General features: G+C 38.9%; 19 protein-coding genes. 5 read left to right on the forward strand and 14 right to left on the reverse strand.

Annotated features, from left to right (window positions below; all coding sequences use genetic code 11):
- Window positions 1-202: 202 nt before the first annotated feature.
- Window positions 203-973, reverse strand: a complete 771-nt coding sequence (locus tag MTO68_RS21855; RefSeq protein ID WP_244014337.1) for a TorF family putative porin — start codon at window positions 971-973, stop codon at window positions 203-205.
- A 309-nt stretch (window positions 974-1,282) separates the two neighbouring features.
- Between MTO68_RS21855 and MTO68_RS21860 the strand changes: the two genes are divergently transcribed.
- A complete protein-coding gene (locus tag MTO68_RS21860; protein WP_244014339.1) occupies window positions 1,283-2,608 on the forward strand; it encodes an OprD family outer membrane porin in 1,326 nt (441 codons plus the stop codon).
- Window positions 2,609-2,710: 102 nt separating this feature from the next.
- Here the strand turns inward: MTO68_RS21860 and ppa are convergent, their stop codons facing one another.
- A complete protein-coding gene (ppa, locus tag MTO68_RS21865) occupies window positions 2,711-3,235 on the reverse strand; it encodes an inorganic diphosphatase (protein ID WP_004725270.1) in 525 nt (174 codons plus the stop codon).
- A 120-nt stretch (window positions 3,236-3,355) separates the two neighbouring features.
- Window positions 3,356-3,754, reverse strand: coding sequence for an MAPEG family protein (locus tag MTO68_RS21870; RefSeq protein ID WP_004725268.1), 399 nt, complete (start codon window positions 3,752-3,754; stop codon window positions 3,356-3,358).
- 67 nt (window positions 3,755-3,821) lie between these two features.
- Here MTO68_RS21870 and MTO68_RS21875 point away from each other — a divergent pair, with 67 nt between their 5' ends.
- Window positions 3,822-4,247, forward strand: a complete 426-nt coding sequence (locus MTO68_RS21875; protein WP_051065591.1) for a hypothetical protein — start codon at window positions 3,822-3,824, stop codon at window positions 4,245-4,247.
- Window positions 4,248-4,331: 84 nt separating this feature from the next.
- Here MTO68_RS21875 and MTO68_RS21880 read toward each other — a convergent pair whose 3' ends face one another.
- The 8 genes from MTO68_RS21880 to MTO68_RS21915 form a co-directional block, all read right to left on the reverse strand.
- Window positions 4,332-6,005 carry a long-chain-fatty-acid--CoA ligase gene (locus tag MTO68_RS21880; protein WP_004816532.1) on the reverse strand — a complete coding sequence of 558 codons (1,674 nt, stop codon included), beginning with the start codon at window positions 6,003-6,005 and terminating at the stop codon, window positions 4,332-4,334.
- Window positions 6,006-6,154: 149 nt separating this feature from the next.
- Window positions 6,155-8,374 carry a DNA topoisomerase IV subunit A gene (gene parC, locus MTO68_RS21885; RefSeq protein ID WP_105713793.1) on the reverse strand — a complete coding sequence of 740 codons (2,220 nt, stop codon included), beginning with the start codon at window positions 8,372-8,374 and terminating at the stop codon, window positions 6,155-6,157.
- 243 nt (window positions 8,375-8,617) lie between these two features.
- Window positions 8,618-8,920 (reverse strand): hypothetical protein, encoded by a 303-nt coding sequence (locus tag MTO68_RS21890; RefSeq protein WP_244014341.1) that lies wholly within the window; start codon window positions 8,918-8,920, stop codon window positions 8,618-8,620.
- Between the two features lie 184 nt (window positions 8,921-9,104).
- Complete coding sequence (locus tag MTO68_RS21895) at window positions 9,105-10,424, reverse strand: MFS transporter (RefSeq protein ID WP_004816527.1); 1,320 nt, start codon at window positions 10,422-10,424, stop codon at window positions 9,105-9,107.
- A 54-nt stretch (window positions 10,425-10,478) separates the two neighbouring features.
- Window positions 10,479-10,982 carry a GNAT family N-acetyltransferase gene (locus MTO68_RS21900; protein ID WP_244014343.1) on the reverse strand — a complete coding sequence of 168 codons (504 nt, stop codon included), beginning with the start codon at window positions 10,980-10,982 and terminating at the stop codon, window positions 10,479-10,481.
- A gap of 54 nt (window positions 10,983-11,036) precedes the next feature.
- A complete protein-coding gene (locus MTO68_RS21905; RefSeq protein WP_004816523.1) occupies window positions 11,037-11,681 on the reverse strand; it encodes a trimeric intracellular cation channel family protein in 645 nt (214 codons plus the stop codon).
- A 61-nt stretch (window positions 11,682-11,742) separates the two neighbouring features.
- Window positions 11,743-12,210, reverse strand: a complete 468-nt coding sequence (locus MTO68_RS21910; protein ID WP_244014345.1) for a YchJ family protein — start codon at window positions 12,208-12,210, stop codon at window positions 11,743-11,745.
- Window positions 12,211-12,392: 182 nt separating this feature from the next.
- Entirely contained in the window at window positions 12,393-13,976 is a 1,584-nt protein-coding gene (locus MTO68_RS21915) for a TerC family protein (RefSeq protein WP_004816521.1), read from the reverse strand.
- Window positions 13,977-14,349: 373 nt separating this feature from the next.
- Between MTO68_RS21915 and MTO68_RS21920 the strand changes: the two genes are divergently transcribed.
- Window positions 14,350-14,982 carry a TIGR00730 family Rossman fold protein gene (locus MTO68_RS21920; RefSeq protein ID WP_004816519.1) on the forward strand — a complete coding sequence of 211 codons (633 nt, stop codon included), beginning with the start codon at window positions 14,350-14,352 and terminating at the stop codon, window positions 14,980-14,982.
- Between the two features lie 111 nt (window positions 14,983-15,093).
- Here MTO68_RS21920 and MTO68_RS21925 read toward each other — a convergent pair whose 3' ends face one another.
- Together MTO68_RS21925 and MTO68_RS21930 are read right to left on the reverse strand one after the other, a co-directional pair.
- Entirely contained in the window at window positions 15,094-15,447 is a 354-nt protein-coding gene (locus tag MTO68_RS21925; protein ID WP_034612698.1) for a GlpM family protein, read from the reverse strand.
- Window positions 15,448-15,547: 100 nt separating this feature from the next.
- A complete protein-coding gene (locus MTO68_RS21930; RefSeq protein WP_244014347.1) occupies window positions 15,548-16,312 on the reverse strand; it encodes a hypothetical protein in 765 nt (254 codons plus the stop codon).
- Window positions 16,313-16,790: 478 nt separating this feature from the next.
- On the opposite strand from MTO68_RS21930, the gene uvrA reads away from it, so the two are divergent.
- Together uvrA and MTO68_RS21940 are read left to right on the forward strand one after the other, a co-directional pair.
- Window positions 16,791-19,622 (forward strand): excinuclease ABC subunit UvrA, encoded by a 2,832-nt coding sequence (gene uvrA, locus MTO68_RS21935; RefSeq protein ID WP_004816511.1) that lies wholly within the window; start codon window positions 16,791-16,793, stop codon window positions 19,620-19,622.
- A gap of 250 nt (window positions 19,623-19,872) precedes the next feature.
- Entirely contained in the window at window positions 19,873-20,442 is a 570-nt protein-coding gene (locus MTO68_RS21940) for a hypothetical protein (protein WP_244014349.1), read from the forward strand.
- 79 nt (window positions 20,443-20,521) lie between these two features.
- On the opposite strand, the gene MTO68_RS21945 is transcribed toward MTO68_RS21940, so the two are convergent.
- On the reverse strand, window positions 20,522-22,234 hold the full coding sequence (locus tag MTO68_RS21945) for a GGDEF domain-containing protein (protein ID WP_034612708.1): 1,713 nt from the start codon (window positions 22,232-22,234) through the stop codon (window positions 20,522-20,524).
- Window positions 22,235-22,403 lie beyond the last annotated feature (169 nt).

A 22,403-nucleotide genomic window follows, 5' to 3' on the forward strand; every position in this document is an offset into this window, starting at 1 on the left:
TCTATAATGTGCTTTATTGTTGTCATAAAAAGCATATAAATATTGCTTTAGGCTTTTTATATAGGATGATTTTAGGGGTGGATATTGTTTTTGCTCAGAAAAAGCACACAGTTTAAAAAATGCCTAAAAAAAGTGCATGCCCAATGTTCAGTCATACACTTAAATAAAATGAGTCAGGCTGAATGACTCACACATGTTCATGTTAAAAACTATAAGCTAAACCAAATACCAGATTGTCCTTATACGCTTCACCTAAACGATCTTTACCGCCGATCACATAGTCTAATGAAGCAGCAACACCTGTATTGGCAATGGTTTTACTGACTCCCAAGCGTATTTCGCTCAATGCAAAATTCTGTTCGGTTTGCACAATACTGTCATCATGATGACTGTTATATAGAGATGCGCCAATAGAAGTGTTAAAAATAAAATCTTGAACCAAAGCATGACGGTAAGCAATGCTGAGATAAACATCACCAGCATTGGCAGCGGATGCATCAGCTAACATCACTGAAGCACCCGCAGTTAGATTCTTATAACTTAGCTCAGCAGATAGATCGGTAGAGGTGGTTTTACGATGATCAGCTTGATCGGCATAAACAGTACCGCCTTTATGATAAACATATGCAGTGGTTTTTAAGTTATAGCTCCAATTTTGCGCAATTTCCTGAGCATAAGCTAAATAAAAATTATTTTCAAAACCATGATTTTGCCTATCATCTGCGGGGTTATAGCTCAGTGTAGAACCCCAATACCCCACCGTGATGCCACTTTTATGTGCATAACTTAAACCGCCTTGCACAGCAATATCATCATTTTCAACTCCACCTCGATAGATATACTTGGATACCAGTCCCACATTTCCAGAGATCGTGCCATTTTTAACCAAGACATTTGATTCGTCAGCAAATGTAGGACACGACGCGATACAAATAGGCATTGCCCATAACAGTTTAGAAATAAGTGAGTTCATGATGGCAAACAGGTGGGCGTATAAATAAAGGCGAATTTTACTGTGTTTTTAAATTTTTGGTAAAAAACATGGAGATAAATTCAGCATATTTTCTAATTTATTTTACATTTCACATAAAATCATCATTTTAATAAATCTTTAGAACTTTTTCTCATAAGTAAAGAAATTAATATTGCGTAAAAGATTACAGAAATGTAATATTTTTGATCAAAAGAGATTCCCTTTTTATAGATTAAATATACAATTCATCCACAATCTGTTCTGAATTCAATCAGTCAGTGCAATCTATTCTCGTTCACGAGGCAATTCATGTTGAATGCTCCAAAACTTACTTTAGCTGTATTAATTAACGCGGTTCTAATATCCCCTACATTTGCTAGCGAACAAAGTGAAGCAAAAGGGTTCGTTGAAGATGCCAAAGGTTCTGTATTGTTTCGTACAGGTTATATTCTTCGCGATAAAAAACATGGTATTGATGATCAAAGCTCATTTGCACAAACGGCAATTTTTGATTTAGATTCAGGCTTCACTCCAGGTATCGTCGGTTTTGGTGTTGGCGCAGTTGGTGATTTTTCTTTTAAAATCGGTCCAAATACCCATGCTGGCAACAATATGATTGCACTTAAAAATAATGGTGCAAGAGATGCAAATGGTCGAGTTGATCCTTATGATCAATGGACGCGTGGTGGTGCAAGCGTAAAAGCTCGTTTCTCAAATACAACTGTACGTTATGGTACGCAAGTTTTAGATTTACCTGTACTGGCAAGTAATACAACACGTCTTGTTCCTGAATATTTTACAGGTACGTTATTAACCAGCCATGAAATTAAAAATTTAGAACTTGTTGCGGGTAAATTCACTAAAGACCAAATGTCTGATCAGATCAGTACTGATGGTAATAAATTAGATGATGCGATTGTTTGGGGTGCTAAATACAAATTTGATGACCAGCTTAGCGCGTCTTATTATGGTTTAGATTCTAAAAATGCGTTAGAACGTCATTATATCAATGCAAATTATAAATACCCATTGGCAAATCAAAGTTCTTTAACTTTCGATTTCAGTGGTTATCACACCAAGTTTGATAAAAATGCCAATACCTATTCTGCAACAGGTCCTGTCGATGTAGATTATGCAAGCACAGGTAAAGCAGGCGTAGAAAAAACCAATAATATCTGGGCATTGTCTTCTACTTATAATCAAGGTCCGCACACTGTGATGTTGGCTTACCAACAAAATACAGGTGATGTGGGTTATGACTATGGTCAAAATGCTGACGGTTTCCAAAGTATTTATTTACCAAACTCTTATATGTCTGATTTTATTGGTAACCATGAAAAATCAGCACAAGTTCAATATAACCTAGACTTTAGCAATTATGGTGTTGCTGGCTTAAATTGGACCACAGCATTTGTTTATGGTTGGGATATTAAAGTCCGCAACGTGACTGATGATGCACAAGAACGTGAATTCTTTAATCAGGTGAAATACACCATGCAAAGCGGTTTTGCAAAAGATGCGAGCTTACGTCTACGTCACTCTTACTACCGTGCAAGTGAAGCGTATAATCCTGTCTATATTGGTGATACCAATGAATGGCGTATTTTCTTAGATATTCCTGTGAAATTTTTCTAATTTAGAATAAAGCCACAGAAACAAAAAAACCTGCATTGAATGATGCAGGTTTTTTTATGGATTTGAACATTTTTCAATCTTCAAACCACGTTTTAATCAGGCTTATTTTGCAGCTTCGATTGCTTTTAAGACTTCAGCTTTGGCAACTTCTGAACTTTCCCAACCTGTCAATTTAACCCATTTACCAGGCTCTAAATCTTTGTAATGTGCAAAGAAATGTTCAATTTGATTCAATAATAAAGCAGGAAGATCTGAATATTCTTTCACATCTTTATAAAGCGGAGTCAATTTGTCATGTGGAACTGCGATCAGTTTCGCATCGATACCACCATCATCTTCCATGTTTAATTTACCAACAGGACGACAACGAATCACTGAACCATGTACCAATGGGTGTGGAGTTACAACCAATACGTCTAATGGGTCACCATCTTCAGACAATGTATTTGGTACATAACCATAGTTCGCTGGGTAGAACATTGCTGTACCCATGAAACGATCTACAAATAAAGCATCTGAATCTTTATCTACTTCATATTTAATCGGTGCAGCATTTGCTGGGATTTCGATAATTACGTAGATGTCATTTGGTGCATCTTTACCAGCAGGAATATTGCTATAGCTCATAGGATACTCTTTCAAGTGAGGTCTTATTTAAAATCTTGTCGATTATAACGCTAAATCGCGCAAACAGATGCGGATTATACATTTTGCATCATCAAAATGAATGAATTTCATCAAAACTGTTTAGACGATGCGAATAACCAATAACAATAAAATAATTGGGCAAGCTAAGGACAAAGCCCAAATAATGGTACGTAGCGCTGAAATATTGGCCAGATAGCAAATCCCATAAATAATGCGTAACACGATATAGGCGATCCCTAACATCATAATCAGATGTTGTGATACCACCATATACTCTGCCATTAAAATCGCAGCAATAAATAAAGGTAAGCTCTCAAAACTATTCTGTTGTACTGCATTGGCACGTGCCGCCAAGCCTGTGGTTTTGGCTAAAAATTCACGTGGATTCTGATTATCAGCAGCTTTAAAACCACCAGATGCTTTCGCAATAATGGTAAAAACATAAGGAAGTAAACAGGCAATTAGAATTAAATATATGATGCCATCTATCCCAGACATGATTTTTTCTCATGAAGTGTTAATGCGAGTTATCATAGCATGGCATGAACAGAATATTTTTTGTTAAATGCAGAGTTTTGCAAAATTGTGTAGTGAGGACAATAACGTGCAACCAGATCAAAATGAATTGTTTGAGGTTTTAGAAAAGCAGCGCCATCAACAAGCGGAGATTGATCGTATTCTTAAAATTGTATTGCCAATTTTGGCTTTTCTCTTGTGCGTGATTTGTGCAAATTACAATTGGCAATCCACATTGGGGACGCTTATTGTTTTGGTGGTGGCCTTTTTTGCGGTCGGCATAAAGCGTATGAATCTATACTTTTGGTTAGCCATTATTGTCGTATACTGTTTAATCGATATTTATTTTAGCTATGGCAGTATTCATCCTTCTGCACTGGGTCGTCAAATGGGCACCATGCTAACCTTTACAGCAATTGTTGGCTTAAGCCGCCCTTATATTGACGGTTGGTATATTCGTTCGCATAAAAAATAAAATCACCATATAAAGCGATCGATTGTTTTACCTCAAGCATAAAAAAGCGCCCTTGTTGGCGCTTTTTTATCTTTAACTTTTCAATTATTTACGTAAATCTTTACGTAGGATTTTACCTACATTTGATTTTGGTAAATCATCCATAAATTCAACATAACGCGGACGTTTATAACCCGTTAAGTTTTCTTTTGCATATTCAAGAACTTCTTCAGTGGTTAAAGACGGATCTTTTTTCACTACAAATAGTTTTGGCACTTCACCCGATTTTTCATCAGGTACACCAATTGCAGCCACTTCAAGCACTTTTGGATGTTGCGCAATCACTTCTTCAATTTCAGAAGGATAGACATTGAAGCCTGATACTAAAATCATGTCTTTCTTACGATCGACAATTTTGAAATAACCGCGGGTATCCATGATCCCAATATCACCAGTACGGAAATAACCGTCAGCTGTCATGACTTTTGCAGTTTCATCTGGGCGATTCCAATAGCCTTTCATCACTTGAGGACCACGAATCGAGATTTCACCCTGCTCACCTTGTGACAAATGATTGCCATCATCATCTAAGATCGCAACATCAGTCAGTGGTAAAGGAATACCAATTGTACCGCTAAACTCAGTCGTTGCAGGCGGGTTTGCAGTTGCAACTGGAGACGTTTCAGATAAACCATAACCTTCAATAATGATGGTTCCAGTAACTTTTTTCCATTCTTCAGCGGTTGACGGCAACACGGCCATACCACCACCCATCGCCATTTTTAACTTACTGAAGTCGAGCTGTCTAAATTCTTCATTATGTACCAACGCATTGAACAAAGTATTTACCGCAGGGAAGAAACCCGGTTGGTATTTACGTAATTCTTTAATCACCGCAGGTAAATCACGTGGATTTGGAATCAGAATATTTGCCTGACCTTTATACATACCATACATCGCACACACCATGAATGCGAAGATGTGATAAAGCGGTAAAGCACAGAAGATACGATCATCTTTCGCGCCATCACCTTGACCAAATTTACTTTGGAAAATACCATCACATTGCAGCAAGTTTGCTACTAAGTTACGGTGCGTCAGTTCCGCCCCTTTGGAAACACCCGTAGTACCGCCTGTGTACTGAAGTACAGCAGTATCACTGAGGGTCATGGTTGGACGTTTATAATTGCTTGGGCTTACTTTTGCCAATGCTGCATTAAACTTAATATGTCCTGGAATATTCCAGTCTGGAATTTGTTTACGCACTTTACGTAGAACAAAATTCACCAAAGTACCTTTTAAAGTACCCAACATATCGCCAACGGATGCAACAACAACATGTTTTACAGGTGTTTTGCCAATAATCGCTTGATAAACAGTCGCAAAGTTTTCAACAATGACTAAAGCTTCAGCGCCTGAGTCATTAAGTTGGTGTTCTAATTCACGTGCTGTATAAAGTGGATTCACATTCACAAGTACCAAACCTGCACGGAATACACCTAAAGCAACAACGGGATACTGAAGGACGTTAGGCATCATCACTGCGACACGTGAACCTTTTGCCAAACCTAAACTTTGCAAATAAGTCGCAAATTTACGGCTTGCCAATTCAAGGTCACTGAATGACATCACTTTATCCATGAAGATAAAGGCATCACGTGAACCAAATTTTTGGAAATTACGCTCAAAAATATCAATAAGAGAGCTATTTTCCTGTGGCAATTCTACTGTTTCTGGAATTCCAGTTTTTTGATATTCAGCGAACCAAACTTTTTCCATAATGCCATAATCTCCAATCAGTAATCCTTAGTTTTAAACTGTTTTTCTCAATATTGAACATAATTTTTTGGCTTCTTTGTGCTCAATATTGCATCCATTTTCACGAACACTTTGCATATATAACGTATTTCAATCCAAGGATGCTAGTTTTATCTTTGAATCAACAGTTTATTTGCTTTTTGATATCCGCGCGGTAACAACTGACCTTTTGATGCGCGTTTACCGATATATTTCTGTAAATCTTCCCCTTTTAATTTTAATTGTTGCTGCCCTGCAAGCACTTGTATTACTTCATCTAAATTCAAAGTTAACATAAACTGAACAGACTCATTAGTTTCAAGTTGTATCAACTTATTTCCTTTACCTTTATTCAGCGTTGGCAAGTCAGATAATTCAATTAAAAGTAGCCGTCCTGCTGAGCTGAGTATAGCCAAATGAGTATGATTTTCAACGACTTCAATTGGCATTGCTGTCGCATTTTCAGCAACTGTCAGGAATGTTTTACCCGCTTTGGCATTGGTATCCAATTGTTTAGCTTGCGATTTAAAGCCATAACCTTTTGAACTTACAGCAACTATTTCTTTTTCTTCATCTTCAATCAGGACTTGCATAAAGCCCACACCATTGGCTGGAGAAAGTTTTGAACTCAACGGTTCTCCTAAACCACGTGCCGATGGCAAACTATTGATGGCCAAAGCATAACTTCGTCCAGTTTCATCTAAAATATATACTTTCTGATTGGACTTGCCTTGTGCTGAACTCAAGTACTGATCACCAGCACGGAAATTTAATTTTTCAACATCAATATCATGACCTTTGGCTGCACGAACCCAGCCTGCTTCAGAAAGGATCACTGTTACCGCTTCAGCTGGCATTAAATCTTGTTCGCTAATGGCTTGTGATTCTTCACGTTGCACAATCGGTGAACGACGATCATCACCAAACTTCTTCGCATCATCTTTAAGTTCTTCGATAATTAAAGATTTTAATGACTCTGGATTTGCAAGTTGTTCACGAATCACCGCTGCTCTGGCCTCAAGTTCTTCTTGCTCACGGCGCATTTCCATTTCTTCAAGTTTTGCCAAATGGCGTAACTTAAGCTCTAAAATTGCTTCTGCCTGAACTTCATCAATATTGAAACGCATCATCAATACGGGTTTAGGTTGATCTTCTTCGCGAATAATTTTGATCACTTCATCAATGTTCAAATACGCAATGATCAAACCACCAAGAATATGTAGGCGCTTTTCAATTTTATTCAGATGATATTGCAGACGACGTGTGACAGTACTCTTACGAATTTCAATCCATTCTAATAAAATGCGACGGATTGATTTAACTTGTGGACGACCATCAGCACCGATCATGTTCATATTGACACGATAGCTCGACTCTAAATCGGTTGTCGCAAACAAATGACTCATGACTGCATCGGCATCGATACGGTTTGAACGTAATACAATCACCAACCGTGTTGGGTTTTTATGATCTGATTCATCACGTAAGTCACTGACCAATGGCAGTTTTTTGGCTTGCATTTGATCTGCAATTTGCGTGATGACTTTTGAGCCAGAAACTTGATATGGCAGCTCAGTGATAATAATTTCATTTTTTTCAATGGTATATACGGCACGGGTACGATAGCTACCACGTCCAGTCATTTGAATTTTTAATAATTCATCACGTGGTGTAATAATTTCTGCTTTGGTCGGTAAGTCAGGTGCAGGAATATATTCTGCAATTTTTTCATCTGTTAAGTTTGGATTACGGATTAAAGCAATCGTACCTTTAACCACTTCACGTAAATTGTGTGGCGGAATATCCGTTGCCATTCCGACTGCAATACCAGTGGTACCATTGAGTAAAATATTTGGTACACGCGCTGGTAAATTGACAGGCTCTTTCATTGAACCATCAAAGTTATCTTGCCAATCACAGGTCCCTTGACCTAATTCAGAAAGCAACAAATCACTATAAGGTGAGAGTTTGGCTTCGGTATAACGCATGGCTGCGAATGATTTAGGATCATCAGGCGAACCCCAGTTCCCTTGCCCTTCAATAAATGGGTAACGGTAACTAAATGGCTGTGCCATCAACACCATAGCCTCATAACAGGCTGAGTCACCATGCGGATGGTATTTACCCAATACATCACCGACTGTACGCGCAGACTTTTTCGGCTTACCGCTTGGTTTTAATCCCAATTCGCTCATCGCATAAACGATACGGCGTTGTACAGGTTTTAAACCATCACTAATGTGTGGCAATGCACGATCCATAATCACGTACATGGCATAGTTGAGGTAAGCTTGTTCAGTAAATTCTGCTACGGAACGATTTTCTGTCGCATGATGCGCAAGGCTTGTCATAACAACCTTTTATCCTAAATAAGTGCGTTCTAAATAAATGTTTTGTATCTACGTTCTTATGCTAAGTCGCAGGGTCTGACTACACAAGTGCAAGTGTACCCTACAACGACAAATTGCGTCTTTAGATCTTTCTAATGACGTAAAATTATCCATTTTTTAAGAAATGAGCAACTTTTATTTAAACTGCTATTTTTAAATTGGGGTATGCACTTTATTTCAAATGAAATTTATAAATGCTGAAACTTATTGAAGTGGTCCATTTCGCGTTTTTATAGAATGAATGCTCGAACTCAACAACCACCCGATCCCATATAGAAGCAGCAAAGTAACAGGAACCACAAAACTGTACGCTTGCGTCCAAGACAGCCGATCGAATAAAGGGCCTAAGCCAATTGCATTAAATGCCGAGACTTGAAAACCTATCGGTAATTGTAAGAAAACAAAGTTTCCTTTGTTATCCGTCATTGGATCTAACGCGATATAAAGACAAAATGCGGTAAGCAAAAGATAAACAATACAAAAGCTTAATCCTATTTTACTTTTCATTATTCCGCCCTCAATACTGGTCTGATCTATTTGATAATATCGCTATGAATGATTGGTTTTTTTAATTTTAACGTTAGAGAAATTAAAATGGCTGAGAGGCAAGATTAACCCTATATCAGCCATTGTATACTTTTTCTTTGTTATCGTTTTTTAGCGCTATGTTTTTATATATTTCAATAAACCACTATAACCCAATCTCTTCTAAGGTCTTACCTTTGGTTTCTTCACCCAAGACCAAAACCACAGCGGCAACAGCGAAAAGTACAATCGTAAACATCATAAAGACTGAACTAAATCCATCACTTGCCACCATCATATGGGTCACCACCAACGGTGCGACAATTCCCCCCATACGACCGATTGCAGATGCCCAACCTGAGCCAAAAGCACGAATATTGGTTGGGTATTGTTCAGGTGTATAAGTATATAGCACCCCCCACGCACCCAAATTAAAGAACGACATTAAGCATCCCCACAACATAATCATATTGACTGAGGTCGCTTGACCAAAGAAGTAAGCAGAAAGCGCACACATAGCAATAAAACCAGCGAGTGTTACTTTACGTCCAAGCTTTTCCACCAACCAAGCCGCAGCCACATAACCGGGTAATTGTGCCAAAATCATCCCGAGTACATATTCAAAAGACTGCACAATGGTATAGCCCTGCTTGACCAGCAAACTTGGTAACCAAGTAAAAATGCCATAATAAGAATAGACGATACCAAACCAAATCAACCACAGCATCAAAGTACGACGGGCAAAAGCACCTGACCAAAGCTGTGAAAATGAAATCGTTTGTTTTGCTGAAACAGGTTTGACTTCAATGGTTTCAATCACTTCTACCCCACACTGCCGTTCCAGTTTCTGTACCAGTGCATGGGCTTCTTCAATTCGTCCACGATTAATCAAATAAGGAACCGATTCAGGCACTTTTTTGAGAATCATAAAAACATAAATTGCAGGTAAACCACCAATCAAAAATGCTATATGCCAACCATAATCAGGAATTACAAAATAAGAAATAAGCGCAGCAACAAGCCAACCAAGTCCCCAGAAACTTTCTAAAAGTACGATAAATCGACCACGTACTTGAGCAGGAATATATTCACTGACCAAAGTTACAGCCACAGGAAGTTGCCCACCCAGCCCTAATCCGACAATAAAACGGAACAGCAATAACCAAGTCAGATTCGGTGCAAAAGCACATAACGCGGTTGCAATGCTATAGGTCACCAAAGTAATCGCAAAGACTGTTCTACGACCAATTCGATCAGCCAAACCACCTGAAAATACAGCACCAATTGCCATACCCACAAAGCCAATGGAGACCACCCAGCCTTTTTCAGTAGGGGTCATTTGCCATTCTTCTGCCATTTTGGTGAGAATAAAGGAGATCAGTCCTGTATCCATGGCATCAAACATCCAGCCCAGTCCGATCACCCAGAGTAAGGTATAGTGAAATTTACCTATGGGTAAGCGTTGTACACGTGATACTAAATCCATAATGCACTCAACAAATATGTAAAAGCAGAAACAACTTTGGCTCGCTGTTTAATTTTAAAGACTGAACAGCAGAATTTCTCCTGCTAGTCCGTCAAAATCTTTAAACTCTTGAGAATGGAAACCATTGTTTATCAATATTTTTCTTGAAGCTATATTTTCGGGATCAATAATAGCCATGAGATCCTTTAAATATGCTTGTTGTTTTGCATGCTCAATTAAAAATGTAACAACCTGACTGGCAATACCTTTCCCCCAATATTCAGGTAAAAGCATATAGCCCAATTCCGCAGTTGTTGCTGTTGGCTGATCCAACTCGAGTTTGGCTAAACCGATAAAGTCATTTGTTTGAGGATCAAGAATTTTATAATTTCCCAATGCTACATCATAGGCATTCTTAGATAAAATCTTGGCAAATTCCGTATGCGCTTCCTCAAGCGTTAATGCTCGTTCGGTAATCATTTGCATGACTTTAATATTTTTGACCAATTCAAAATACACAGCAAAATCTAGCTCAGTAAATTTTTCAAGTTTAAGATTTTGCTGAATCAGATATGACATACCAAGCTCAAATTTAAACGTAGCGATTCACAGTCAATAGCTGCTGATCCATCCTTATGACTCATCTTTAGAAGATGCCGATTGTTCATCATGATCTTTATAGATAAATTTCGGCATTTCCAAACCAAAATAAATCGCCACACAACGTAATGCAAAACCAAAAACTAAAGTAGAAACCACGGTAATTTCAAGCGATAAACCAAAATCTATACAGAACCAATAGAAAATCACCGCAACAAAGGAAATCGATGCATACAGTTCACGACGGAAGACCAGCGGAACATCATTACACAGAATATCCCGTAGAATACCGCCAGATACCCCTGTTAATACCCCAGCAACCGCGGAAACCACAAAACCATGCCCCATTTGCAAGGCAATTTGACAGCCAATAATGGTAAAACCAATTAAGCCTAAAGCATCCAGTAATAAGAAAATGGAATGTAAGTGCTTCATCCATTTGGCAATAATAATGGTGACAAAGGCAGCACAGCATGTCAGGACAAGGTATTCAGGATGTTTCACCCAAGTCAGTGGATAATGTCCAAGTAAAACATCTCGCACAGAACCGCCACCGAGTGCAGTGACACAGGCAATCAGTATCACCCCAAACCAGTCCATACTACGTCGTCCTGCGGACAACGCTCCAGTCATGGCTTCTGCTGTAATGGCTATAATATAAATAATCGTCAGTAACATTGCCCTTCATCCACTGATGGGAAAAGATGCGCGCTATTTTAAGTCAAAAATGAACTAAAAGTTATAAAAATTGTGCGCAACATTGCTTAAATTTTTTGGCGGATCCACAAATACATAGCTGTTTCATGGTAATAGCCTGATCTGTGGTTGGATCTAAGAAATACCATACACCATCATGCTGCACAAAGTGTGAAACTTCATGGTGTATTTGAGCCTGCTGACCATCATGAAAATGTGCTTTAAATTCAACTTGAGCATGATTTTTATCGAGCTTTTCTTGGGCTTGCACCACTTCGAGACTGAGCCATTGATTGGCTTTGCTCCAGTCTGAAATCGCTTTAACATCCAAAGCTTGCTGCTGTCCAAGCGCAGTGGTCTGAACAATATAATCAATCTCATGTTTGGCAAAAGCGCTATAACGCGAACGCATCAACTGTGCTGCTGTCTTGGCTTTGTTCTTCCCCAAATGCAGCAGCTGACAGCATTCAGCATAAAGCGCTGAACCACATGGACAGGATAGATTGGACATGAAAATACTCAAAATCTGAATAGGCTCAATGATAATCCAACCCAGCAGGAAATCGAAACCTATTCTTTCTATATGAATGATGTCATCCAGACATCATTTTAACCATATGGTTTAAATCATTATTTTCAAAAACAAAATAAAAAGAAGCCAGTCTTTCGACTGGCTTCATTACAACAAATCCATTAGGACTCGGCATCTTTAGATTTTGTTAATGCCATAATATGCACCTTCTCAATCTTATGCCCATCCATCGTTACCACTTCAAACTCATAACCATCGACTTGAAGCTTTTGACCATTTTCAGGCAAACGCCCGAGATGGAACAGGATATAACCTGAGAGGGTTGAGTATTGTTCTGACTCATCGACTAAATCACGACCTAACAGCAAAGAAACATGACGAATATCGGTTGAACCTTCAAGGATCAACGAACCATCTTCAAGACTTTCCGCAGCAGCCTCTAGTTCATCTTCATCAGGGAACTCGCCTGCGATTGCTTCAAGCACATCAATCGGCGTTGCAATCCCTTCAATTGACCCATATTCATTTAATACAATCGCCATTTGTAAGGGTGCCTGACGCAGTTGTTCCATCACCATCAACACTTGCGCATTTTCATGCACAATCACAGGCTCGCGTAAGTGTTTTTCAAAATTTAAAACACCCGTTTCGATATAATCATTTAAAACTTTATGGGTTAAAACAATACCCGCAATATTATCCAATTCACCATGTGCCAAAATTAAACGTGAATGTGACATTGCCATCAAATTTTCTTTAATGCTGGCTTCGTCTTCATCCAAATCTAACCATTCTAGTTCAGGGCGCGGTGTCATGACCGATTTTACTGGACGTTCTGATAGTCCCAAGACCCCTTGAACCATAACACTATGGTAAGCACCATTTTCATCATCAAAAATTTCATCTGCCAGTGCTTGTGTTGCGATCACATCATCCGCTTTACCATTTTGACTATCGGCACTTTTTCCACCTAACATTTTCAATACCGCAGAAGCTGTACGGAAACGTAAGTCGGTCGTTGTCACCATTTTCTCTTGGTTTTTACGCATGGTTTGGTTCATAAATTCGATCAGTACCGAGAAACCAATCGCTGCATATAAATAACCTTTTGGAATGTGATAACCAAAACCTTCGACGATCAATGAGAAACCAATCATCATCAAAAAGCCAAGACATAGAATCACTACTGTTGGGTGCTTATTGACAAAGTCCATCAAGGCTTTTGATGCCCACAGCATAATAGCTACGGCAATCACCACAGCGATCATCATCACTGAAAGTTCTTTCACCATTCCCACCGCGGTGATCACACTGTCTAGGGAGAATACTGCATCTAAAACAACAATTTGGACAATCACCATCCAAAATACAGCATGTACAGGATTTTCTTCTTTAAGATCCTGACCACCTTCAAGGCGTTCATGTAGTTCCATTGTGCCTTTAAACAATAAGAACACACCACCAAACAGCAAGATCAGATCACGCCCAGAAAAAGCATGCTCAAAGAGATGGAATAATGGTTCGGTTAATGTCACCACCCATGCAATGGATGCCAGTAACACCATTCGCATACAGAGGGCTAGTAAAAGCCCAATAATCCTTGCTTTATCACGTTGTTCAGGCGGAAGTTTTTCTGCCAAAATTGCAATAAATACAAGGTTATCAATACCCAAAACGATTTCTAAAACAACTAAAGTTGCAAGACCAACCCATGCAGAAGGATCAGACATCCACTCAAGTATCATTGATCTTGCTCCATTGAAAATGTGCAATAGCTATTTTCAGCATGTGAGAACTGTAAATTTCGGAATTGAGAAGAAAACTTTAGTGTATTTTGAACTATTATTTTGTCTAAAGATTGTGCATTTTCGGAGCGACTACAACCACTACCCATGATGATTCATTTGTTGATAAATAAGCGTTAATTATAGGCAATCCAGATAGGAATTTCATCTCATTTATCAGGATTTTTACTGATTTATCTAAAATTAAATACAAAATCAAAGTGATACAAATCATTGCAAAAGCGCCGATAACACAACATGTTTTTGTCACATTTCTTACTTAAAGTAGTAGAAATGTATAAGAACATGATAAGTTAAGGTGAAAAAATAAATTATGAATAGTGTATTGCCTGTAATGATGAATAAACCTTTCGAATTAGATCAACAACAACATAAAGCCACACAATGTTTAATCGCGCTCTATTGTGGCTCCCGACCTGGAAATAATCCCACCTATCGAGAAAAAGCCATCCAACTTGCCCAAGGCATCGCAGAACAAGGTTTTGGAATTGTCTATGGCGGTGCAAGTATTGGCTTAATGGGCCAAGTTGCAGATACGGTCACTGAACATGGCGGTGATGTTGTGGGAGTTATTCCCGAATTTATGCTGGATTATGAAATTGCCCATAACCAATTAACAGAATTACATATTGTACAAAACATGCATGAACGTAAGGCTATGATGGCTGAACGTGCGAGTGCTTTTGTCGCTCTACCTGGTGGTTTTGGTACCTTTGAAGAAATTTTAGAAGTCGCGACATGGGGACAATTGAATCAACATCAAAAACCGATGATGTTATATAACGTCAATGGTTTCTATGACCATTTGATTGCGCAATTAGACCATGCTGTTATTGAAGGCTTTTTACCGCCCCAACATCGGGCAAAACTGATTGTGTGTAATCATGCAGATCAAATTTACAATGCCATTAAGAACCTAGAAAGCCCAAAACAGTTTATTGTTTAAACAGCTGATTATTAAAATATATCCCTAAAAAATGAGCCTTGATCAAAGGCTCATTAACTTTACAATCCACTCAAAAGTATTCATTGCAACTCTTTTTATTGATTCAATAAATCATAAAACCGATCCATTCTGAAACAATTGCCATGCATAAATCAAAACAGCAGCAGCCACAATCCAACATAATGTTGCAATCCCTAAACAAGACCACATCGAAAGCTTAGTTGCCAATAAATAGACTGTGAACAAATAAATGAAATACGGTATCAACGACCACAGCCCGAATAAGGCTGTTTGCTTTAAGGCTTCAGCACCTTTTTCCTGCGCCACAATCACATGTGCGATCAATGCAAATGTTGGAAAAAGTGGGACTAAACCTGCAATATAAAATGCCTTACTTTTTGAAAGAATTGAAATCAACAAAACCACTGCTGCACCCAGAATACATTTCAAAAATAAAGACAACATCTAAAATTACTCAAACACATGATCAGTGCAAGAGTTTACGCCAAGCGTGTAAATTTGAAATCTAAAATATTAGAAATTTAATGCGCTATAAGTTAAAGCTTTAAAAAGCGCGTTTTAATTTGCCTCGGTTAATAAACGCAACCAAACCCATAACAATCGCCATCACAATAAAAAAGATAAATTTTAGCTCACTTCTACTCAAGTGCGTCTCAGATTTATTCACCTCAGCTTGAGTAAAATCGGCTGATACTGGAGGCAAAGGTGAGACATAAGAGGCTGGAATATTTTTAAAATTTAATTCACTGAGTTCAGCAGGCTTTTCACCTTTGCCCACCAAAACATAAGCCGCAACAATGTCAAAATCCAAAGGATTTTGAATGCCAAATTTCACTTTGGTGGGTTCATAAGTGTTGTATTCAGGGATCCAGTCATTCACTTGACTATAAATACGAATGCTATCTGTTTTTTCCAATATCGGATCTGTAATCAGCTGTTCTGAAGCATCTTCAATGAATGTGTTTAAGCCTTTGAATTGCTTGAGTGAATATTGATTGGTTTGCGTCAAATTTTCTGCAATCAGTGTTTGATATACAGCATGCTCACTGGGATTGGCTTTATTTAACAGGCCCTGATTGTCCATGACAAACTCAACTTTTGCAGTAAGTCCTGGATAATTTTGTCGTCCAACCAAATAAACCGCGGTCCAAATCTGATCCCCCGCTTGTACATCTTCTAATTCTAATTCGTACAATTGATTGGGTTTTAAATTTAACACTTGATCAAATAAAACTTGTGAAGTCTCGCCTGCCAAGACATTGCAAGAAAATGCAAAACAAATAACTGATATAATTTTTCGTATATTCATTTTCGAGCCCTCCACAAGTGCGATAGATATCACACATTTTATAATAAAAACAATGGTTAATCACAGAACCTTTGTCTAACAATTCTCTTTTTTAGATAAGTGGTTATTGATTGCATCACAGGACCAATCTTAAAGCTGATCTGGTTTATTCGTTCTACCCTATGCAATATCGAAATAAGTACTCAGAAATCAGCACAGCATCAAAAGCTGACTGCATATCTCATTTTTCTTCAATAACTTATTTTAAATAAATTATAGCTTTGATTTTAAATTAGCTGAATGCGACCCTAAAAATTATTGAAAACTATCATAAACATATGAATATTATTATTTTATTCAAAAACTCAAACTCCATCACAGTTTTAAATGGTCAGTTACATGACACAATTTGTCGTTTAAAAACTATTTTTTACAGCTTGAACAAAATTAAATCGCTATCATATACCCCTTTAATTCGCATAATTTCGAGAAAGCTTTTATGAGTCAAAGTCATATCCGTATTCGAGGCGCACGTACCCATAATTTAAAAAATGTGTCACTCGATATTCCACGTGACAAGTTTGTGGTCATCACAGGACTCTCAGGCTCAGGGAAATCATCTCTGGCTTTCGATACCTTATATGCTGAGGGTCAGCGCCGTTATGTCGAATCTTTATCTGCGTATGCACGTCAGTTCCTTTCACAAATGGAAAAGCCTGAAGTTGATTCAATTGAAGGTTTAAGCCCTGCGATTGCGATTGAACAGAAATCTACCAGCCATAACCCCCGTTCAACCGTGGGAACCATTACTGAAATCTACGACTATTTACGTTTACTGTATGCACGTGTTGGCACACCCTACTGCCCAGAGCACGACTTGCCGATGGTTGCACAGACTGTTTCTGAAATGGTCGATGCAGTGAAAGGACTGGAGGAAGGCACAGCGTTGATGCTCCTTGCACCAGTTGTTCGTGAGCGTAAAGGTGAATACAGCAACCTGTTTGAGCAATTACAGAGCCAAGGTTTTGTCCGCGCGCGCGTGGATGGTGAAGTGATTGATATCGATACACCACCAGAACTCGATAAAAAGAAAAAGCACACCATTGAAGTTGTGGTTGACCGTTTTAAAGTCCGTGATGATTTAGGTAATCGAATTGCCGAAAGCTTTGAAACAGCATTACGTTTAGGCAGTGATCTGGCGATTTTATCGTGGATGGGTGGTGAACATCCTGACCGTGTATTTTCAGCAAAACATTCCTGCCCTGAATGTGACCGTGCTGTTGCTGAACTAGAGCCACGTCTGTTCTCGTTCAATAACCCATTTGGTGCCTGCCCTGTCTGCGACGGTTTAGGTACCCGTAGTCATTTCAGTGCTGAAAAACTGATTCCAAGCCCAGATGTTTCTATCAGCCAAGGTGCAATCCGTGGCTGGGACAGACAACGTCCATACTATTACAGCATGATTCAGAAAGTTGCAGATCATTTTGGCTTTTCTTTAGACACGCCTTGGAATGAACTCGACGCTGATACGAAAAAGAAATTTCTTTACGGTACAGGCAAAGAAAAAGTTGATCTTAGCTATATCGATGAGCGTGGTCGTAAACACAATCGGGTACAACCTTTTGAAGGTATTTTGCCTCATTTAGAGCGTCGTTATCGTGAAACTGAATCTAATTATGTCCGTGATGATCTGGCGCAGTACTTATCCAATGCCGCTTGTGATGCTTGTGGCGGCTCACGTTTAAATGAAATTTCACGTCATGTCCGTGTTAAAGACAAAACCATTGCCCAAATTACCAAAATGTCGATTGGTGATGCTGAAAGCTACTATCAAGATTTAAATCTTGAAGGTGCCAAAGGTGAAATTGCCGATAAAATTTTTAAAGAAATTCGCGAGCGTTTGCACTTCCTTGTATCAGTCGGTTTAAATTATTTAAGCCTATCTCGCTCTGCTGAAACACTTTCAGGTGGTGAAGCACAACGTATCCGCCTAGCCTCACAAATTGGTGCTGGTCTAATGGGGGTGATGTACGTTTTAGATGAGCCATCCATTGGGTTACACCAACGCGATAATGATCGTTTATTGGAAACACTGGTTCGTTTGCGTGATCTGGGCAATACAGTTTTAGTGGTTGAGCATGATGAAGATGCAATCCGTGCAGCCGACCATATTATTGATATTGGTCCGGGTGCTGGTGTGCATGGTGGTCATATCATTGCCGAAGGAACCTATGATGAACTTGCAGCCAATGAGAACTCTCTAACAGGAAAATACCTCTCTGGTAAGTTAAAAATTGCAGTGCCCAAAGAGCGAGTTAAACCGCCTAAGCCTGAAGAACAAATTAAACTGATGGGCGCATCAGGGCATAACTTACAAAATGTTGATTTGACGATTCCTTTAGGTGTAATGACTTGTGTGACAGGTGTTTCAGGTTCAGGTAAATCCACCTTAATTAACCGTACCCTTTTACCACTTGCAGCGACGCAATTAAATGGTGCAACCACCTTAACTGCTGAAAAGTTTGATTCGATTGATGGCTTACAGTTCCTTGATAAAGTGGTAGACATTGACCAAAGTCCGATTGGGCGTACTCCACGTTCCAACCCAGCGACATATACCGGTTTGTTTACCCCGATTCGTGAATTGTTTGCGCAAACCCCTGAAGCTAAAGCCCGTGGTTATGCTGCAGGTCGTTTCTCGTTTAACGTCAAAGGCGGGCGCTGTGAGGTGTGTGAGGGGGATGGTATGATCAAAGTTGCCATGCACTTCTTACCCGATATGTACGTGCCTTGTGATAACTGTCATGGTCAGCGTTATAACCGTGAAACCTTAGAAGTTGGTTATAAAGGCAAGAATATTTCTGACGTATTGGAAATGACCGTCGAAGATGCGATGCATTTCTTTGATGCAATCCCTGTGATTCACCGTCGTTTGGAAACCTTAAACCAAGTCGGGTTAGGCTATATCCGCTTAGGTCAGTCTGCAACAACGCTATCTGGTGGTGAAGCGCAACGGGTCAAACTGGCGCGTGAGCTGGCAAAACGCGATACAGGTAAAACCCTGTATGTACTGGATGAACCAACCACTGGTTTGCATTTCCATGATATTGCCAAACTGCTCGATATTCTTCATGAACTACGCAATAAGGGCAATACCATTGTGGTGATTGAGCATAATCTCGATGTGATTAAAACGGCGGACTGGGTGATTGATTTAGGCCCTGAAGGTGGCGCAGGGGGTGGTCAGATTATTGCGGAAGGTACCCCAGAACAAGTGGTGAAATCTAAAGTTTCACATACAGCGAAGTTCTTAAAACCGTTGTTGAAGTAATTCCCTGCATCTTCCCCTCCCTCCTTTAAATAAGGAGGGAGTTTCTCTCTTTATCCCACAGGACTTAGGGGGAGATTAATCATCTAAGCTCGAAATTAAATAGCTCATATAATTTTTATAAAACTCAGATTCGCGCCTTTCTCTTATATATTCCAACAATCATTGGCTTAATTTGAGGATTTGCTGAGCAAATTTTGCATTTCTAATTTAAACAAGGCAAGATCAATGCATAGCACAGGATATTTTCCTTATGAAGCTTCTTTACTTATGCTTTTTAGTCCCAAGTATCTGTTTACTCAGCAGTTGTAGTATAAACATTGCCGGTGGTAATGGCAGACCCGACAATCCTTATTTTATCACCACCCAGCCCTTACTGATTAAAAAAATACAGCTTCCTGTTGGCTCTACTTTAACCTACGAAAAACACGGCTTTAAAACCGGCAGACAAAGTCAGTTAATGAGTGAAAGTCAACTGAAAGGGATTTCAATGCCGAGTGGACAAACCATTACTTGGGGTGGCGTACCAATCAGTGCAATCAACAAATTCACCAACTCAGAAATGCGCGGCTTTAGCCTTAAAGCAGAATTTAAGCTGCTTGCTCCCAATCAAAACTCTGGCTTCTCTAAACAGTGGCAACGTTGTGGTGATGATCTGGGGATTGGTATTAAAAATACAGAGGATTGGTCATTTAATCTCAATAATATTGTTGATGTGGAAAGCTGTAGTGTGCTGTATCAACGTTACTTTCAAGACAATGCCGAACAGCAACGATTTTTAAATCAATTGTATGCTGAGTTACGTAAAGTCACTGCAAAATAATTCAGTATTTTTATCATTGAATGCTGATGATAAATCAATATTTTCTAACAGGTTAATTATCATCAAGATTCCCAGTCGATCATCCCACGACTTTATTTCGACCTTGTGCTTTGGCCTTAAATAGCGATGCATCTGCCCGATTAAACAAAGCTTCCCAACTTTCAGCCCCAGTTGCCACGCCAATACTGACAGAAACATTGAGCTGTTCGTTAGACATTGAACTGTTAAAATTTAACCGTGAGACATCAGCCAAAATGCTTTCAGAAATTTGCAACGCCCAATCCCATTGAATACGATCAATCAAAATCAAAAACTCATCGCCACCAAAACGTACAATCAAATCAGATTGCGCAATATTTGCTTTTAAACATCGAGCAATTTCAACAATAACCGAATCACCTAAAATATGCCCAAAGCGATCATTCACATATTTAAAATTATCAATATCCACCATGATCAAGGTCAACTCTTGAAACCGCTCGGTTTGTGTCGCAATATTTTTTAAATAAACATCTAAAGCCAATCGATTTGAGACACCGGTTAAACTGTCAGTGTTGGCGCTATTTTGTAATTGAAATTCAAAAGCATCACGTTGCTTGAGCATTTCTTTTAATTTATCAAGCGCATCAGTTAGGGTATGCACCTCTTTGGTTTGTATCGAAGCATCCCCTAGATAATCACGTTCTTGTACTTGAGACAGTTCCAAAATCATATTTCTTGCATATATCAAGGGTTCAAATAACTTTTTACGTGTATATAACATGGTAAAAACTGCGACCGACAATGACAAAAGAGAAATAAAGAGCGTGATAAAAAATTGACGTTGCTCCGATTCCATTCGATGACGTGCACTTAAGGCATGGGTTTCAAGTAGATATTTTTGTAAATTTACCACCGTGGTAAACTTATCCACGATTGCATCTGTCAGTTGGTTTGCCGTTAAAAAATAAGGCTGCTGATTTCTACTCTCTTGCACCAAACGATTTACGATGGGTAAACCTTGGTCAATAAATTGAGTTTTCACCTGACCATATAAATAAAGATACTCTGGCGTTTTTAAAGACTCTATTTGCATGGTATCCATCAAACGCCATAAGTATTTAACCTGTTCTTGCGTTTGTAATGAGCGTGCTTTGTTATATTCAGGCAGTGGTTCGGAAAAGCTCAGGGGTGCCATGATGTTAGACGCAACTCGTCCAGATTGATCTCGTAAATCAGCCAATATCAGCACAATTGAAGCATAATCCGTCACATCACTATTATTCTTTTTTGAATGGTTAATTAATTGCTGCAACATGGCTCTACAACTGTCCCATGCCCGAAACATTCCCTGAATCACTTGATCCATTTGCACTGAATTACGTTCTTTTAATGGTAAGGCTAAATAAGCATCGACTTGTTTACGGGCGATGTTCAAATCATGTCTTAACTGAACATCAACTTGATCCGCCAAACTGGTAAACCCCGCCTTGTTTAAGGTCTCGACGGTTAAATTAATCTGCTGATCTACGTCCTTACGATAGTCCTGCAATTCTTTTATTCTGTCTGGAAAATTTGCTGTCGTGCTCGACATTGCTTTATTTGTTGGCGCTCTTTCCCGTGAAATTTTATTGGATGTTTCAGCAAAAACTTGCAAGGCTTGAATATTGACTAAAGCTCGATTTGCTCGACTATACTCTCGATAATTACTGATGATTTGTGGAACAGCAATTAACAAAACAGACAAAATGATGACTGACATGAGGATAAGCAAACGCGTGCTTATTTGTTCTGATCTGAGTTCATGCACCATCACCATGGTCCTGTGGGAAGTTATATCGCAATAAAGCTAAAGAAATTTTGTTTATATTATAGAATATATACACATAAACTACTCCACATAATCAAGTTTAATCTACAGCGTTCAACGCCTTTATATTATCGTTTTTATAGATGAGTAATATTCAAAATTCACATTTTAC

This window comes from Acinetobacter sp. NyZ410 (assembly GCF_022828975.1).
GTDB lineage: Bacteria > Pseudomonadota > Gammaproteobacteria > Pseudomonadales > Moraxellaceae > Acinetobacter > Acinetobacter guillouiae.